16 protein-coding genes and 1 riboswitch are annotated in these 16,516 nt (G+C 27.7%); of the genes, 10 read left to right on the top strand and 6 right to left on the bottom strand.

Going from position 1 to position 16,516, the window contains the following annotated elements:
• Positions 1 to 219 precede the first annotated feature (219 nt).
• From ACI48P_RS09050 to ACI48P_RS09075, 6 genes are all read left to right on the top strand, one after another.
• Positions 220 to 912 (top strand): response regulator transcription factor, encoded by a 693-nt coding sequence (locus ACI48P_RS09050; RefSeq protein ID WP_475214977.1) that lies wholly within the window; start codon positions 220 to 222, stop codon positions 910 to 912.
• Entirely contained in the window at positions 902 to 2,011 is a 1,110-nt protein-coding gene (locus ACI48P_RS09055) for a sensor histidine kinase (RefSeq protein ID WP_475214978.1), read from the top strand. The genes ACI48P_RS09050 and ACI48P_RS09055 overlap by 11 nt, the downstream gene beginning before the upstream one ends.
• Positions 2,012 to 2,268: 257 nt before the next feature.
• On the top strand, positions 2,269 to 2,544 hold the full coding sequence (locus ACI48P_RS09060) for a CD3324 family protein (protein ID WP_475214979.1): 276 nt from the start codon (positions 2,269 to 2,271) through the stop codon (positions 2,542 to 2,544).
• Between the two features lie 116 nt (positions 2,545 to 2,660).
• Positions 2,661 to 3,371 (top strand): MBL fold metallo-hydrolase, encoded by a 711-nt coding sequence (locus ACI48P_RS09065; RefSeq protein WP_475214980.1) that lies wholly within the window; start codon positions 2,661 to 2,663, stop codon positions 3,369 to 3,371.
• Positions 3,372 to 3,731: 360 nt separating this feature from the next.
• A complete protein-coding gene (locus ACI48P_RS09070; protein ID WP_475214981.1) occupies positions 3,732 to 4,532 on the top strand; it encodes an ABC transporter ATP-binding protein in 801 nt (266 codons plus the stop codon).
• Positions 4,522 to 6,543 (top strand): ABC transporter permease subunit/CPBP intramembrane protease, encoded by a 2,022-nt coding sequence (locus tag ACI48P_RS09075; protein WP_475214982.1) that lies wholly within the window; start codon positions 4,522 to 4,524, stop codon positions 6,541 to 6,543. Before ACI48P_RS09070 ends, ACI48P_RS09075 begins: the two co-directional genes overlap by 11 nt.
• A gap of 84 nt (positions 6,544 to 6,627) precedes the next feature.
• On the opposite strand, the gene ACI48P_RS09080 is transcribed toward ACI48P_RS09075, so the two are convergent.
• On the bottom strand, positions 6,628 to 7,449 hold the full coding sequence (locus ACI48P_RS09080; protein WP_475214983.1) for a nitroreductase family protein: 822 nt from the start codon (positions 7,447 to 7,449) through the stop codon (positions 6,628 to 6,630).
• 221 nt (positions 7,450 to 7,670) lie between these two features.
• Between ACI48P_RS09080 and ACI48P_RS09085 the strand changes: the two genes are divergently transcribed.
• From ACI48P_RS09085 to thiC, 3 genes are all read left to right on the top strand, one after another.
• Complete coding sequence (locus ACI48P_RS09085) at positions 7,671 to 8,555, top strand: LysR family transcriptional regulator (RefSeq protein ID WP_475214984.1); 885 nt, start codon at positions 7,671 to 7,673, stop codon at positions 8,553 to 8,555.
• Positions 8,556 to 8,757: 202 nt separating this feature from the next.
• A complete protein-coding gene (gene trxA, locus ACI48P_RS09090; RefSeq protein ID WP_475214985.1) occupies positions 8,758 to 9,075 on the top strand; it encodes a thioredoxin in 318 nt (105 codons plus the stop codon).
• Between the two features lie 58 nt (positions 9,076 to 9,133).
• Positions 9,134 to 9,229, top strand: a riboswitch (TPP riboswitch).
• 101 nt (positions 9,230 to 9,330) lie between these two features.
• Positions 9,331 to 10,629, top strand: coding sequence for a phosphomethylpyrimidine synthase ThiC (gene thiC, locus ACI48P_RS09095; RefSeq protein ID WP_475214986.1), 1,299 nt, complete (start codon positions 9,331 to 9,333; stop codon positions 10,627 to 10,629).
• Between the two features lie 62 nt (positions 10,630 to 10,691).
• Here the strand turns inward: thiC and ACI48P_RS09100 are convergent, their stop codons facing one another.
• The 5 genes from ACI48P_RS09100 to ACI48P_RS09120 are packed head-to-tail and all read right to left on the bottom strand — an operon-like array spanning position 10,692 to position 16,022.
• On the bottom strand, positions 10,692 to 11,954 hold the full coding sequence (locus ACI48P_RS09100) for an ABC transporter substrate-binding protein (protein ID WP_475214987.1): 1,263 nt from the start codon (positions 11,952 to 11,954) through the stop codon (positions 10,692 to 10,694).
• A 10-nt stretch (positions 11,955 to 11,964) separates the two neighbouring features.
• Positions 11,965 to 13,260 (bottom strand): MBL fold metallo-hydrolase, encoded by a 1,296-nt coding sequence (locus ACI48P_RS09105; RefSeq protein ID WP_475214988.1) that lies wholly within the window; start codon positions 13,258 to 13,260, stop codon positions 11,965 to 11,967.
• On the bottom strand, positions 13,244 to 14,062 hold the full coding sequence (locus ACI48P_RS09110; RefSeq protein WP_475214989.1) for a carbohydrate ABC transporter permease: 819 nt from the start codon (positions 14,060 to 14,062) through the stop codon (positions 13,244 to 13,246). Before ACI48P_RS09110 ends, ACI48P_RS09105 begins: the two co-directional genes overlap by 17 nt.
• An 8-nt stretch (positions 14,063 to 14,070) precedes the next feature.
• On the bottom strand, positions 14,071 to 14,952 hold the full coding sequence (locus ACI48P_RS09115; RefSeq protein ID WP_475214990.1) for a carbohydrate ABC transporter permease: 882 nt from the start codon (positions 14,950 to 14,952) through the stop codon (positions 14,071 to 14,073).
• Positions 14,952 to 16,022 carry an ABC transporter ATP-binding protein gene (locus ACI48P_RS09120; protein WP_475214991.1) on the bottom strand — a complete coding sequence of 357 codons (1,071 nt, stop codon included), beginning with the start codon at positions 16,020 to 16,022 and terminating at the stop codon, positions 14,952 to 14,954. The genes ACI48P_RS09115 and ACI48P_RS09120 overlap by 1 nt, the downstream gene beginning before the upstream one ends.
• A 167-nt stretch (positions 16,023 to 16,189) precedes the next feature.
• On the opposite strand from ACI48P_RS09120, the gene ACI48P_RS09125 reads away from it, so the two are divergent.
• Complete coding sequence (locus ACI48P_RS09125; RefSeq protein WP_475214992.1) at positions 16,190 to 16,483, top strand: rhodanese-like domain-containing protein; 294 nt, start codon at positions 16,190 to 16,192, stop codon at positions 16,481 to 16,483.
• Positions 16,484 to 16,516: the final 33 nt, after the last annotated feature.

The following is a 16,516-nucleotide window of genomic DNA, read 5'->3' on the forward strand; positions in this document are numbered from 1 at the left end:
AGGTGTATTTTAGAAATAATCTAAAATACACCTTTCTTAATGTAGATATATTTATAATTAAAACTTAAGAATTCTTAATATTTACTTATAAATATCTTAATATCTATTTTATAAAATTAAACTACTAGCCGAAGTTACTGAATATATTTACCAGTAAGGAATAACTTAAGAAGAATATATATAAAATAAATTATATTGTAGAGTAAGGAGAGAAGTAAATTGAAAAATACAATACTTGTAGTAGATGATGAAGCAGAAATAAGGAATCTGTTGGAAATATATTTGTTAAATGAAGGTTATGAAGTATGCAAAGCAAGCAATGGAGAAGAAGCATTAGAGATTATTGAGCAAAAGGATGTTCATCTTATTGTACTAGATATAATGATGCCTAAGATGGATGGAATAGAAACATGCAAAATAATACGTGAAAAAATGAGCGTACCGATAATTATGCTAAGTGCAAAATCTGAAGATATGGATAAAATTCAAGGTATAATGACTGGTGCAGATGATTATTTGACAAAGCCATTTAATCCTTTAGAGCTTACAGTTAGAGTAAAAGCTCTTTTAAGACGAGCATACTATTTTACTAATAGAACGGACAGCAATAAAGACTTAATTTTAATAGAATCATTAAAAATAGACAAAATCAATCATATAGTGGCTGCAGATGACAATGAGATACAGCTTACATCGAGAGAATTTGATATCTTATATTTACTAGCAAGTCATAGAGGAAGAGTGTTTAGCACAGAAGAAATATTCTCACGCGTATGGGACGAGCAATACTACCAATCTAATAATACGGTTATGGTTCATATGAGCAGGATAAGAGAGAAAATAGAAAAGCACATGGGTGGAAGTAAAGTTATTCATACAGTATGGGGGGTAGGCTATAAAATTGAAAAATAAAACTAGATATATATTTAAAGTATATAAATATATTATTACTCAGATTTTATTAATAGGAGTAAGTTTTCTGTTAGCCATATTTGTAAATGCCATGTTTTATGACTTAGTTAGAGTTATATTGGATATAAGAATAATAGGACCTTTATTGAGAATTATAGTTAATAATTTAGGACCATTCGAATACTATATTGGTATGGCGATTATGTTAATATTTGTTGTTTTTATATATGTGCTAATATCTTATAGAACCAATAAGAATATAGCAAATTTAATGGAAAGTGTAGAAATAATGGCTAATGGTGACTTAGACAAAAGAATAAATGTAAAATCTAGTGATGATGTAGGAAAAGTAGCAAGTAATATTAATCATATTATAAAACAATTAGAAGATATTACAGTTGAAGAAAGAAAAGCTCAACAAACTAAAACCGACTTAATAACAAATGTTTCACATGACCTTAGAACACCGTTAACATCAATAATCGGATATTTAAATCTTATAGAAGAAGATAAGTATAAAGATGAAGTTCATTTAAGATATTATACTAGAATAGCATATGAAAAATCAAAAAATTTAAATGTATTAATTAATGATTTATTTGAGCTTACTAAGCTTCAAAATAGATCGTTGTCACTTAATAAAGTTGATATAAACTTAGTAGAATTAATAGGTCAGGTAATATCTTATCTAGAGTATCAAATAAGTGAAGCTAATGTGAAAGTAAGAATTAATTTTTCAGATGATAGACTTATAGTAAACGCAGATCCAGATAAATTAGTTAGAGTATTTGAAAACTTAGTAACAAATGCAATAAAATACGGCAATGAAGGAAAATATATTGATGTTGTAACAAAAAAAGATGATAAGTTTGCGGTCGTAGAAATAAAAAATTACGGAGAACCAATACCACAAGCTGACATCCCTTTTATATTTGATAGATTTTACAGAGTAGAAAAATCAAGGAATAGAAATGATGGTGGTTCAGGTTTAGGACTAGCTATAACTAAAAACTTAGTAGAAGCACATGATGGAAAGATTATACTTAATAGTGATTATGGAGAAACTAAGTTTATAATAAATCTTCCAATAGAAGATTAAAAAAGTATGATTAAATAATTTTAATAACCTTAACCATAGTAAAATCTACTATGGTTTTTATTTTTATGATAATATACTTAGTGAAAGGAAGTGTAAATATGATTAGAAAATCTAAATTGGTAATTGAATTAGGCTCCAAGCAAAGACTATAACAAAATGTTAAGTTGTTTGGGGCCATAAAATAGATATGGTCTATATGTTTTGTGCAGTCTTTGCGATAACTATTTGTTAATTAAAATAGAATAGGAGTAAAGATTATGAAGTATAAAAAAGCACAAGAGATATTACCGAAGCATTTACTTGAATTAGTGCAAGAATATGTAGATGGTAGTTATTTGTATATACCTACAAAACAGGACACGAAAAAATCCTGGGGAGAAAATAGTGGGTTAAAAAGAGAATTAAGTAAAAGAAATAAAGAGATTTTTAATAAATATATAAATGGTGTAAAAATAAAAGAATTAGTTAATGAATACTACCTTACGGAAAGTAGTATTAGAAGAATAATAAAACAAGAAAAGAATGCTTTATAAGCATTCTTTTTTATTCCTATCAACTTTAATTCAGAAATGTTTATAATAGTAATATTTCAGTTATATAATGATATAATTTTATTTATAATATAAAAATTGTTGAAGGAGTAAGTAAAATGAATAAAATAAATATACTAGAAATACCATTTAATTCTAATGGTATGATTGATAAAATATATCCAGTAATATTAGAAGATGATAAAGAGATGATACTTGTTGATTGTGGTTATCCAAATTTTTTAAAACTAATAGAAGAATGTTCTCAAAAAAATAATATTGATTTAGGTAAATTAACAAAACTGATAATAACTCATCATGACTTTGACCATATGGGATCTGCCAAAGCTTTTAAGCTAAAGTATCCTAATCTTAAAATTATATCTTCATCTAAAGAAGAAAATTATATCAATGGAAAATGTAAATCACTAAGGTTACAACAAGCTGAAGGAATTTACGATAGCCTTTCAGATGATGATAAAAAAGGGGCACTAAGCTTTCAGAAAATACTTAAGGATATTGAACCAGTTAATGTAGATATTAAAGTGAAAGATAAAGATATATTTGATTGGTGTGGAGGATTAGAAATAATAGAAACACCCGGTCATATGCCAGGACATATATCTTTATATCTAAGGGAAAGTAAGTCATTAATATGCGGTGATGCTTTAGTTATTGAAGGTAATAAACTTGTAATAGCTAACCCGCATTATACACTAGATATGGAAAGAGCTAAGCAATCAGTAAAAAAGCTATTAAATTATGATATTAATAAAGTTATTTGCTATCATGGCGGCATTTATAAGGGCAAAATAGAAGTAGATATATAATTAATTATCACTAATCCCAGAAGTAAAAAAAATCATAAGTGTTCATAATGGAGAGATAAAAATTTACAGTATAATAGGGGAAGGAACTTCTATAGATATCAGATTATAATCTTGGTATTTATTGTAATATAGGCACAAAATATATACAATTAAATAAGTTTACGCAAATTTTGATTACAATAACAATAGAGATATTGAGACAAAAAAATGTTAAGTAATATAAATTATAGCTTAGAGGTTAAACTCTAAGCTTTTTACGTTAATAATCTAACTAAATAAACTAAATAATTGAAGAAAATGGTATAGAAGGCTACAATAGAACTAATAGCAAAAATCAACTTGTTTGAAGGGGGGAATATTATGGAGACTGTAATAGAAGTAAAAAATTTATCAAAAGTCTTTACTAGAGTTGTAAAAGATGAAAAAAGTAAATTAAAAAAACTAAAAACAAAAAAAGAAGAATTTTTAGCAGTGGACAATGTAAATTTCACAGCAAAGGAAGGTGAGATTATAGGAATACTTGGTCCAAATGGTGCAGGAAAAACCACACTACTAAGAATGCTAGGTGGAATATTAAGCCAAAGTAGTGGTAGCATAAATGTTATGGGCTATGATTATGAGAAAGATAAAGATAAAGCAAAAAGAGAAATTGGGTATTTATCAGGAAATACTAAACTGTATGGAAGAATATCACCAAGAGAGCTTTTAAGTACCTTTGCAAGCTTATATGAAATGCAAAAAGATGAGATTCCAAATGCCATAGAGAATGTATGTGAAATAATGAATATGAGCAAATTTATAGATAATAGAATAGAGAATTTATCTACAGGTCAAACTCAAAGAACATCAATAGCCCGTTGCCTTATTCACTCACCTAAATTATATATTTTTGATGAGCCTACATTAGGACTTGATGTAATAAGTAGTCAATCAATAATAGATTTTATGAAAAGAGAAAAGAAAAATAAAAAAACAGTACTTTACTCAACGCATTATATGGAAGAAGCTGAAAGTCTTTGCGATAGAATCATTATGATACATAAAGGTAAGATAATAGCTCAAGGAAATGCTACAGAGCTAAAAAAACTTACTAATTCTACAAACTTAAGAGACACATTTATAAAACTTGCCAATGAAAGAGGTGAGTTACATGAGGACTAAAATAATATTTGAAATCTTTAAAAAAGAAATGCTAGATATTTTAAGAGATAAAAAAAGCTTGTTTATGATGATAGTCTTGCCTATTATATTATATCCATTAATTTTAGTAGGTTTTTCACAAATACTTATGATGAGTATGAACTCTATGGAAAGCCAAGAAGTAATAGTTGCCTTTGATAAAGATGTAAACAAAGAATTAATAAATAGGTTTTCTAATTATAATAATAGTAATGAAGATAGTGAAGGCATAAAAATAATAGATTCAAAAGACTATGAAAAAGAAATAGAAGAAGGCCAACTAGATGCATATATTAAAGAGGAAAATATAGAAAATAAAATAAACTATAAAATATACACTAGTAACTCCAATGATAAGTCTTTAGCAGTACAAAGTAAAATTGATGAAATATTATTAGAATATAAAGATTCAATAATTAGAGGCAAATTAGAAAATGAAGGTTTAGATTCTGAATATATATTGAATCCAGTAAGTTATCAAAATATAGATTTAGCAAAAAGCGAAGAAAAAGCAGGATATCTATTAGGTCAGATATTACCATTTATTCTTATAATGGGAGTATTACTAGGTGCAATATACCCAGCAATAGATGTTATGGCAGGAGAAAAGGAAAGAGGAACATTAGAGACATTGCTTACTTTGCCAATATCGAACTTAGAGCTTATTATAGGTAAGTACCTTTCTGTATCTTTTAGTGCTATTGTAACAGCAATACTAAATATATTATCAATAGCATTGACTCTTGGATTTATGGCTTATTCTCAAGACTTAGCAAATTCTATGGCCATAGAAAGTTTTGATATTACAAAACTAATTGGACCAATAATAGTATGTATAATATGTGTATGTTTATTTGCAATGGTAGTATCAGCTATTAGTTTGTGTATTTGTTCCTTTACAAAAAGCTTTAAAGATGCACAAAACTATGTTACTCCACTTATGTTATTAATTATGATACCATCTTACGCTTGTATGCTTCCAACTTTAAAATTGACTTCTACAACAGCAGTAATTCCTGTAGTAAACATATCATTATTAATAAAAAGTGTAATGTCATTTAATAGTGATTTAGGATTAATATCATTAGTATTAGTTTCAAATATTGCTTTTGTTATTTTATCAGTAGTAGCCTTATCTAAAATATTTAACTCTGAGGAAGTATTATTTGGAGAAAACAAAAGCTTCTCATTCTTAGAAAAAAGATCAAACATCAAAAAAGGAACAATGCCTGCTCCTAGTGATGGTATAGTACTTTATGCAACAGCTCTGCTTGCATTAATTTATGTTGGTAGTATAGTTCAAATGAAATTTAAAATGGCAGGAATAGCCATGACTCAAGGAATGCTTTTATTATTACCATTATTACTTGCTTATTATATTAAAGCTGATTTTAAAAAGGTATTTAGTATAAAACTACCTTCGATAAAACATGTTTTTGGCTCTATAGTTCTTTGGATTGGTGGATATATAATAGCTCTATTAGTATCACAAATATTATTATATTTATTCCCAAGTAACCAAGAAGTTGTGGAATCCTTAAATAAAGCATTATTTATGGAAAACTCATTTATTATTAACTTAATAGTAGTAGCTCTTTTACCAGCAATTTGTGAAGAACTTCTATTTAGAGGATTTATATTTAAATCATTTAATAAAAATGATAAATCACCTAAGAGAGCTATAATATTTAGTGCTATATTATTTGGATCAATGCATATTGACTTTATAAGAATGGTTCCAACAACAATTTTAGGTTTAGTTTTAGCATATAGCGTTTATAAGTCTGGCTCAATATTTGTTGCTATGATGATCCACTTATTAAATAATGGATTATCAGTAGTAGTAACGCACTTAACAAATCAATCTAGTAGTATTGAAGTATCACAAATAAATGCAATATCATTAATACAATCTATTCAAATGATATTAATAGGGATAGTATTTTTATATTTAGGAAGATTACTATTAAAAGATAAAAAGATAAAAAGATAGTTATATATAAGAAAAAAGGTCTGTATTTACAGACCTTTTTGTTTATTTTTTATAGCTTTATAATAACTATTTTTCTATATATATTTACATCCAAGAAACTGATACATCTTTTCTTGGAACTGTTCTTTGGTATTTAACAGCAGGATATCCTATTACCATAGCAGTGATTATTTGTTCTTCACCTTGTAATCCTAAGAATTCTCTCATTTTCTCATTTCCTTGAGATGCTCTTACTAAGAATCCACTATAGAAAGTACCAAGACCTAAAGCATTAGTCATAAGTTCCATATTTGTAGAAGCAAGACCTCCATTTATCGGAGTCTTAGAAACTACAAGTATTACAGCTGGAGCATTAAAGAACACTCTATCATTTTCTTTAGGGTTTTTCTTATAACTTTCATACATTGAAACCCACATTCTTGCATATTTTTCAAATTGCTTTGTTTTTTCATTTAAGTTATTAAGTAAGTATTGACCTTGACCGTGTAATGCTTCTAAAGTTATTTCTTTAAGTTTTTCTAAATCATCTCTTACTACAATATATGAGACATCTTGACTATTCGTTGAAGTTTGAGTAAATCTTCCAGCTTCTACTATTTTATTAAGCTTTTCTATTTCTACATCTTTAGCTTTAAATTGTCTAGTTGATCTTCTAAATTTAATAAAGTTTAATAAATTATCACTATCAACATCAAATTTCTCTTTATCGTATTCTATAACATCATCCATGTTATATTCGTCTGTAGTAATAGCATACTTAGGGCATATTGCTACACAGTGACCACACTTTATACAATTATTATTATTAATATCTGCTTTATTATCTACTAATGATATACACCTTGTAGGACAGTCTTTAATACATAATTCACATGAAATACATTTTTCTTTGTTTACATTCATCATAATATTTAATCTCCTCAAATAAGAATTTGACATAAATTAATAAAATATCTATAATTATTAATTATAGTTTATTTACTATGTTTTTAATTATAGCATTGGTAAATCAGTAATGTCTAATTGAAAATTTTCATACTTATATAACTATTGGTTATATAAACTGTATATAAAACCAATTTATGAAATTATTATAAAATATTTTCTATACTATTAAAGGAGGTAATATGAACTTACAACAGTTAGAGTATTTTAAAACTATTGCAGAAACAGAAAACTTCACTATAGCATCACAAAAATTAGCAGTATCTCAGCCTGCCTTAAGTAAAGCAATAGCAAAATTAGAAGAAGAGCTTGAAGTACCGCTTTTTAAAAAAGAAGGTAGAAATATAAAGCTTACATCCTTTGGAAATATATTTTTAAATCATATAAGTAAAGCATTAGAAGAAATAGAAAAGGGTATAAAGGAATTAAAAAAAATAACCGATGCTGATACGGGAACAATTTCAATTTCTTCAACTTCTAACGTTGGTACGTACTTTATGCCTCTTGTAATTAGTGTATTTTTTAATAATAATCCTAATGCTAAATTCCAGTTTAATTATCAATCAAGAGTAGATATGTTAATGGATTTAAAAAATAGTAATATTGAATTATGCTTTTTTGATACACAAGATTCTATTTCAGAAAATAGCGACATAGAATTTATTCCAATAAAAAAAGAAGAATATGTTTTAATAGTTCCTAAAAATCATAAACTTGCAAATGAAGAAGAAGTTTCTTTAAAAGACTTAAAAGACGAGTATTTTGTTTCATCATGTGAAATAAATGAAGATAAAATGCAGTGGTATAAAAATTCATTAGGATATATACCAAAGATTTCAATTAAACCAAGCAGTTCTACTATATTTGAAGGTTTGGTAGCTACTGGTGCAGGAATAAGTATTATACCTAATACGCCCTTAATAAATAAAAATTTAGTATCAGTAATTAAAATTAAAGAAGAAATAAAAAACAGTATAATATATATGGGTTGGATGAAAAATTCATATCTTTCACCTATATGTAAATCCTTTAAAGACTTTGTAATTTCATCAGATTATGGTAAATAAGAGTTAGCATATACTAACTCTTATTTACGTATAAAAAGCGTTATTATAAAGTAAATATAATCGAAATGGTTTACATAATTTAGTTATAGTTAATTTTAAAAAGATATATTTATTTAATGTATAATAAAAACACAAATGAAAAACCTATTATTACTATATGAATTTCTGAATTTATATTAACAAAATAAAAGGAGAGTAAAAGATGGCTAATATAATAAACACAAATGAATTTGTAAATGAAGTAGAATATAAAGAAGGAGTGGTTGTAGTTGATTTCTTTGCAACATGGTGTGGACCTTGCAAAATGCTTTCACCAGTATTTGAATCATTAGCAGAAGAAATGGAAGACAAAGCAGATTTCTTTAAAGTTGATATAGATGAAAGCATGGATCTTGCACAAAAATTTACAGTAACTACAGTTCCAACTGTAATAGTTTTTAAGGATGGTAAAGAAAAAGATAGATTAGTAGGATTTATTCCTGAAAAAAGCTTAAAAGAAAAAATTGAAGAATACATATAAATCTAATAATTTAATTGATTTTTGTAAAGAATAGAGTTACAATACAATTGTAAAATAAAATATTAGCTAGGGGTGTCGAAAGACTGAGAGATGAAAATCAACCCTTGTACCTGATCTGGATAATGCCAGCGTAGGAAAGCAGATTTATATACTTTTTTGTAATGTAATCAAAAAGCTATGTTCCTATGTGGAATATAGCTTTTTTTAGTATATAAAACTCTCAATCAAGGTATAGCTAAAAATTAGGGGGATAAAATGAATTACTCAACACAAATGGATGCTGCAAAAAAAGGAATAATAACAAAAGAAATGCAAATTGTTGCTACTAAAGAAAGTAAAAAAATAGAGGAAATATTAGAATTAGTAGCAAAAGGACAAATAGCAATACCAGCAAATAAAAATCATAAATCATTAAGTGCTGAAGGTGTTGGAAAAGGCTTAAGAACTAAAATAAATGTTAATTTAGGAATATCTAAAGACTGCTGCGATTATGATAAAGAATTAGAGAAGGTTAGAGTAGCACTTAATATGGGAGCTGAAGCTATAATGGACCTTTCTAATTATGGAAAAACAGAAGGTTTAAGAAAGAATATAGTTAATATGTCAAGTGCAATGATAGGTACTGTGCCTATGTATGATGCCATTGGGTTTTATGATAAAGAATTAAAAGATATTACAGTAGACGAATTTTTTAAAGTAGTTGAGAAACATGGAGAAGATGGTGTGGATTTTATTACTGTACATGCCGGTCTTAATAGAGAGTCTGTTGAAACCTTAAAAAGAAATAAAAGATTAACTCATATAGTTTCAAGAGGTGGATCTCTTTTATATGCTTGGATGGAGCTAAATAATGCAGAAAATCCTTTTTATGAGTATTATGATAGACTACTAGAAATATGTGCACAGTATGATATGACAATATCTTTAGGAGATGCTTTAAGACCTGGTTCAATAAATGATGCAACAGATGCCTGCCAAATAAAAGAATTAATAACATTGGGAGAGCTAACTAAAAGGGCTTGGGAGAAAAATGTACAAATAATAGTAGAAGGTCCTGGTCATATGGCTATAAATGAAATAGAAGCCAATATGGTACTTCAAAAGAAGCTTTGCCATGGAGCACCTTTTTATGTATTAGGTCCAATAGTAACGGATGTAGCTCCAGGATATGACCATATAACTTCTGCAATAGGTGGAGCAATAGCAGCAACCTATGGTGCAGACTTCTTATGTTATGTAACTCCAGCAGAGCATTTAAGACTTCCTGATTTAGACGATATGAAAGAAGGAATAGTAGCAGCTAAGATTGCAGCCCATGCAGCAGATATAGCCAAAGGAGTTAATGGTGCAAAAAATTGGGACTATAAAATGAGTAAAGCAAGAGCTGATATTAACTTTGATGAAATGATAAATTTAGCTCTAGATCCAGAAAAGCCAAGAAAATATAGAGAAAGTTCAATACCTGATGAGAAGGAAAGCTGTACTATGTGTGGTAAAATGTGTTCGATGAGAACTATGAAAAAATTAATGAATGGTGAAAATCCACAACTATAATAAATATTAAATATAATTAAGGGTACCTAGAAGTACCCTTAATTTATTTTATCTTAAAGAAACTATTCCCAAATAGACATTAAAGTTGATTTAAAATCATCTAACTTAGCTTTAACATCAGAAGTAGGTTGTGCTAATATGCCTTCTAGCATTATTGCTGATTCACGGTATGCACTATCTGCATTTGGCATAACAGGATTTGTATATAAATCTTTAGTAGCTTCAGATACTATTGGTGCAACTAAGCTACCAGATTTTTTATATTCATCTGATTCTATTGCGCTCTTTCTTACAGGAATATAACCAGTTTCTTTAGCCCAAGTTATTTGATTTTCTTTAGTTGTTAAAAACTTTAAGTATTCAATAGCTGCAGTTCTTTGCTCAGCTGAAGCATTTGTAAATACATATAAATCAGTTCCTTGTTGCATTCTATGTTTTGCAGGATATGGTACAACACCAACTTCAAACTTATCGCTAACTCCTGAAGTAACAAAACTTTCTCCAGCATTTGATCCTACAAACATACCAATAGTTTCGTTAGCAAAAGGTCCAGATAAGAATTTATCAGTACCAGCTATTCTAAAGTATCCATCTTTTATACCATTTAAGTAATAGTCAACAGCTTTAACTGAAGGTTCACTAGTTGGATCAAATTTTGAATCATATACTACATTTTGATTTTTTAAGTACGTAGTATAATAATTACTTAAAGAATCAAATCCACCACCAACAATTCCTTTTTTTGCTTTTATTTCTTTACATACATTAGTAAATTCCTCATATGTTGTTGGAGCTTTTAATCCTAATTCATCTAACATAGTTTTGTTATACCATAAAACTTCAGTAGATTTATTAAATGGTATTCTATATGTAACACCATCTATTTTTGTAACAGCTCTAAATCCTTCTAATATATCATCATAGTTTTCAAAGCCTATTTTCTCATGATTAATATAGTTATCTAATCCTAGAACTAAGCCATCTTTTATAGGATTTAACATCCAGTCTGGATATGCTTGAGTTAAAGTTGGTAAATTCTTAGGGCTAGCTATTGTTGCAGTAAGCTTTTGTTGTAAGTCTGGATAGCTAGATTGATTTTGTAGGTTTACAGTTATGTTTTTATTACTAGCTGTAAACTCTGATGTTAGCTTCTTTAATGCTTCTTCTTGAGCACCACTCATTGCATGCCAGAAAGTTATTTCTACTGGTGCTGTTATTTCTGTTATAATTTCTTCATTGGCTGGTTGTTCTGCTTTTTTGTTACTACATCCTGTCATTAAACCTAATGACAGTAAACAAACTAATAATTTTTTAGATACTTTCATTTTTTCCTCCTTAAATAGTTTGATTTTTCTTTGGTAATAATACATCCCCATGCTCGTTATATAATTTTTCAGGACGATAAGAGTGTATTGGAATAAGAAGCCTTGGCTTAATTAAATTAATTATTTTAATTAAGTCATTTGGATGAGCATGCCCGCTACAGCCAATCCTAATAAATTTAATACCTCTATCTTCAAAGTTTTTAATAAATGGAGCATAGGATGGGTCAAACTCACCAAGTGGTGTTGCATTTGAGTGGATATATAGTCCACCTTTTTTTAATTTGTCTATATATTTTAAGGCAAGTGTATCTAATTGCCATAAAAATCGTCTTTCATCCTTTAACAAATCTTTAAAATCTACTTTTTTATCAATACTTAAACCATAGTCTTTATCATCTAATTGATAATAAAGACTTTCAAAATTAGTAGCTTCTTTAACTACATAAGAAGAATATGCATCTAAAACAACTTTTCTAGGGCTATACTTTATAATATTCATTATTCTTTCTATATTAGAAATATAGTAGTTAAAAGTAATCTGTTTATTAGGATTTTCTTTTATCACTTTATTTATTCTATTTATTAAATCACATTCATTAGTAGAATCATCACCAAGGTTTTCATCATCAAAATCCTGGAAAGAAACACTAACACCTTCTATTAAAAGTACATCACAGTTTTTACTTTCTTTGCAGAAATTATATGTGTCATCCTTTCTATAACCATGTATTCTTAAATCTCCTGTATAAGATATCTTTAAGTCAGGAGTCTGTATCAAAAGAGCACATGCACCGTAAGCATCATGGTCTATAGGCATTACTTTTACTTTTATTTCACCAACTTCTATTATTTCATTTTCTTTAACACCAATTATATCTCTTGTATTTTTATCTTTATTATTATAAAGAGGGAATAAAAAATCATTGTTAATATTTAAAGTATTAAGCAAAGACTTTGTACCTTCTAGTGTATATAAAGGTACATTGGGGTTTAAATAGTTTATAATCTTAGAATGATCTAAGTGTACGTGTGATAAAAATACAGCTGTATTCATAAAACTGTCATCCTTAGACTCATAACTATTTAAAGGTATCGCTGGGTCAAACATATTATTTAAATATGGTACCAAGTTATTGTCTAATAATCCTTGTAAATCATTAGGTTGTATTTCAGAAGCTGGGTTGTACTCACTACCAAAATCAAAAAATATATGGCTATCTTTATATATAACTTCTATTATTGTTCCTCCAATGGTCAATATACCATTATGAAAAGTAATTTTAGTTTTTTTATCCTTTAACACCACTCTTAACAACTCCTCTGATTATTTGCTTTCTAAAAATGAAATATACTATTAATATTGGTACTATAGTTATTGTTGAAGCCGCCATTTGTAATTGAACATTTGTACCACTTTCAGTTGCAAAGGCACTAAGGCCGTTGCTTAATAGTCTCATTTCTTTAGTGTTTGTAACTAATATTGGCCATAAAAAAGAATTCCATCCGTTTATAAAGCTTAATATTCCCATAGTAAATAAAGCTGGTTTACCTAGAGGGATTAATATTTTTGTAATAAACTCTAAATCACTACATCCATCAACCTTAGCAGCTTTATAATATGATAAAGGTATACTTGATAAGTATTCTTTTAAATAGAATATATAAAATACACTCGCAAGTGAAGGGACTATTAAAGCTGTGTAAGTATCAAGTAAGCCTAGTTTTGCAATTGTTTGATAGTTTGTAAATACAACAACTTCATAAGGAACCATTAGTAGAGCAATCATTGAAAGTATTAAAACATTTTTATATTTAAACTCAAGCTTTACTAAAGCAAATGCAGCAAGTATTGATGTTATTATTGTTCCTAATGTAGATAATCCTGCGACTAAAATAGTATTTAAGAAATATATAGCAAAAGGAGCTTGTTTCATTGCAAGGCTAAAGTTTTGCCATTGAAAATCTTTTGGAAACAATGTTGGAGGTATACTTGTTGCCTCTTGGAATGTCATTAAGCTTGACAATATCATATATACAAAGGGAAACAATGTAATAAAAGCCATTATAGTAATAAAAGTATAGGAAATAAACGTATAAACTTTTTTCATATTTTCACCTACTTAGATAATCTTTTTAATACGTAATTTTGTATTATGGTAAATAACAATATTAAAACAAATAAAATAACTGCAGCAGCCATACCTTGACCATAACGGTTTTCAACATAAAACTTATTAAATATATAAAAAACTGCAGTAGTGGCACTATCAGCAACACCGGCTTTACCATTAAATATTGCAAATACTTGAGCATATACCTTAAATGCACTTATAAAGTTAACCATTAATAAAAATGTTATGATAGGTAACATTTGAGGAAGAGTAATCTTAAAAAATTGCTGAATTTTAGTAGCACCAAACATATCAGCTATTTTATAATAATCACCATTAATAGTTCTAAGTCCAGAAAGTAATATTACAATATTAAATGCTAGACTTGACCAAACACCAAATATAACAAGTGTATAAATACTCATTTTAGGGTTATCTAAAAAATTTATTGGTCCAATATTTATAAAACCTAATAAATAGTTAACAAAACCATATTCACCATTTAATAAAAATCTAAATACTATACCAACAGCTATTACACTTGTTAAATAAGGAATAAAAAATACTGTCTCAAAAAAATCTTTAAACTTTATTTTTTCAAAAACAGTAACTGCAATAAACATTGAAATTATAAGACCTAAAGGTACAACAATAAATGAGTATATTGCAGTATTACTTAATGCTGTATGAAACTTAGGGTCAGATAACACAATTTGATAGTTTCTAAAGCCATTAAATACAAGATTATTTAAAGTACCTTTTTGAAAGGATAAAATAAATGTTTGAATTAATGGAAATACATTAAAAATTATAATAATTATTAATGCAGGTAATAAAAATAACCAAGCTTGAGGTGAATTTTCTGCGCTGTATCTTCGAGTCTTCATCAGTACACTCTAGCTCCTTCCTCTTCAAATAAGTAAATATTTTTATAGTCTATGTTAAATCCAACTTCTTCACCTTCATTTAGTGTTTTGCTGATTTCAGTTATTGATTTTGCTATTTTATTATTAACATTAAAATTAAGTATGCAGTCTTTACCTATAAGTTCGTTGGATTCTACGGTAGTAATAAATAGTGGATTATCGCTTATAACAAAATGTTCAGGTCTAATACCAACCACGTAATTATCTTTATTTAAATCCATTTTGAATCTATTCTTATCAAGTAAACTTAAATCAATAGAGAAGTCATCACCAACTAAAGTATTGCCATCTTTTTTCATTTCAAAAATGTTTATTATTGGATTACCCATAAATTTAGCCACAAATAGATTAGCAGGCTCTAAATATAAATTTTGAGGTATGTCAAACTGTTGAACTACACCTTGGTGCATTAATACAATCCTGTCACTTATAGATAATGCTTCTTCTTGGTCGTGTGTAACAAATACTGTAGTAATACCTATTTCCTTTACAAGTCTTCTAATTTCTTCTCTAATTTTTAATCTTAGTCTAGCATCTAAATTACTCAAAGGCTCATCAAGTAATAATATTTTAGGATTTTGAACAAGTGCTCTGGTTATTGCAACCCTTTGTTGTTGACCTCCAGACATTTCACCAGGCTTTTTATCTGAAAGTTCTTCAATACTAGTTATTTTCATATACTTTCTCGCAACTTCCATTGCCTCATCTCTAGTTTTTTTATTTTTCCCCACAACTAAAGGGAACATTACATTATCTAGAACAGTCATGTGAGGATATAGGGCATAATTTTGAAATACTAAACCAATATTTCTATCTTTAGGATGTTTTCCTATTATTGATTCTTTATCAAACCTAATATCACCACTTGATGGATCTAATAAGCCTGAAAGTAAATTTAATATTGTTGTTTTACCACAGCCACTAGGACCTAATAAACATACAAGTTCTCCCTCATTGATTTGTAAATCAATACTTTTTAAGGCTTCGTACCCATTTGGATAGACTTTTCGTAGTTTTTCTATATATATCATATTTCACCTCTAATTGTTATTGTTAATAAAATTAATCGATAAAATTATATTTTCCAGTGAGACAAAATTTAAACTAACGTTTTATATCTTAATTATTTTTTATTTAGATTATTAAAGCTAATTATGGGTATAAAGTTAGTAAATAATTAAGGTTAGGAGATATTAGTATGTACGTTAATATAGATAAAGAAAAGTTAAATAATATGATGAATAATGACGATGATATTTTATTATTAGATATAAGAACAGAAGAAGAGTTTGAAGAAGGATTTATACCAGGAGCAATAAACATTCCAATATCTACACTTTTGTTTAATTTAGATGATATTGAAGATTATAAAGATAAAAATGTAGTAGTGTACTGTAGAAGTGGCCATAGAAGTATAACTGCGTGCACTTTACTAGATATGGAAGGCTTTGAAAAATTATATAATTTAGAAACCGGAATAATAGGTTATTAAGATAATTTAATATATATTTTTGTTAAAATAGCT

The organism is Romboutsia sp. LXY-2 (genome assembly GCF_056171995.1).

Coding starts and splice junctions, on each gene's coding strand:
- ACI48P_RS09060 (WP_475214979.1), top strand. CDS start 2,269: ATGAAGTATAAAAAAGCACAAGAGATATTACCGAAGCATTTACTTGAA.
- ACI48P_RS09065 (WP_475214980.1), top strand. CDS start 2,661: ATGAATAAAATAAATATACTAGAAATACCATTTAATTCTAATGGTATG.
- ACI48P_RS09070 (WP_475214981.1), top strand. CDS start 3,732: ATGGAGACTGTAATAGAAGTAAAAAATTTATCAAAAGTCTTTACTAGA.
- ACI48P_RS09075 (WP_475214982.1), top strand. CDS start 4,522: ATGAGGACTAAAATAATATTTGAAATCTTTAAAAAAGAAATGCTAGAT.
- ACI48P_RS09080 (WP_475214983.1), bottom strand. CDS start 7,449: ATGATGAATGTAAACAAAGAAAAATGTATTTCATGTGAATTATGTATT.
- ACI48P_RS09085 (WP_475214984.1), top strand. CDS start 7,671: ATGAACTTACAACAGTTAGAGTATTTTAAAACTATTGCAGAAACAGAA.
- trxA (WP_475214985.1), top strand. CDS start 8,758: ATGGCTAATATAATAAACACAAATGAATTTGTAAATGAAGTAGAATAT.
- thiC (WP_475214986.1), top strand. CDS start 9,331: ATGAATTACTCAACACAAATGGATGCTGCAAAAAAAGGAATAATAACA.
- ACI48P_RS09100 (WP_475214987.1), bottom strand. CDS start 11,954: ATGAAAGTATCTAAAAAATTATTAGTTTGTTTACTGTCATTAGGTTTA.
- ACI48P_RS09110 (WP_475214989.1), bottom strand. CDS start 14,062: ATGAAAAAAGTTTATACGTTTATTTCCTATACTTTTATTACTATAATG.
- ACI48P_RS09115 (WP_475214990.1), bottom strand. CDS start 14,952: ATGAAGACTCGAAGATACAGCGCAGAAAATTCACCTCAAGCTTGGTTA.
- ACI48P_RS09120 (WP_475214991.1), bottom strand. CDS start 16,022: ATGATATATATAGAAAAACTACGAAAAGTCTATCCAAATGGGTACGAA.
- ACI48P_RS09125 (WP_475214992.1), top strand. CDS start 16,190: ATGTACGTTAATATAGATAAAGAAAAGTTAAATAATATGATGAATAAT.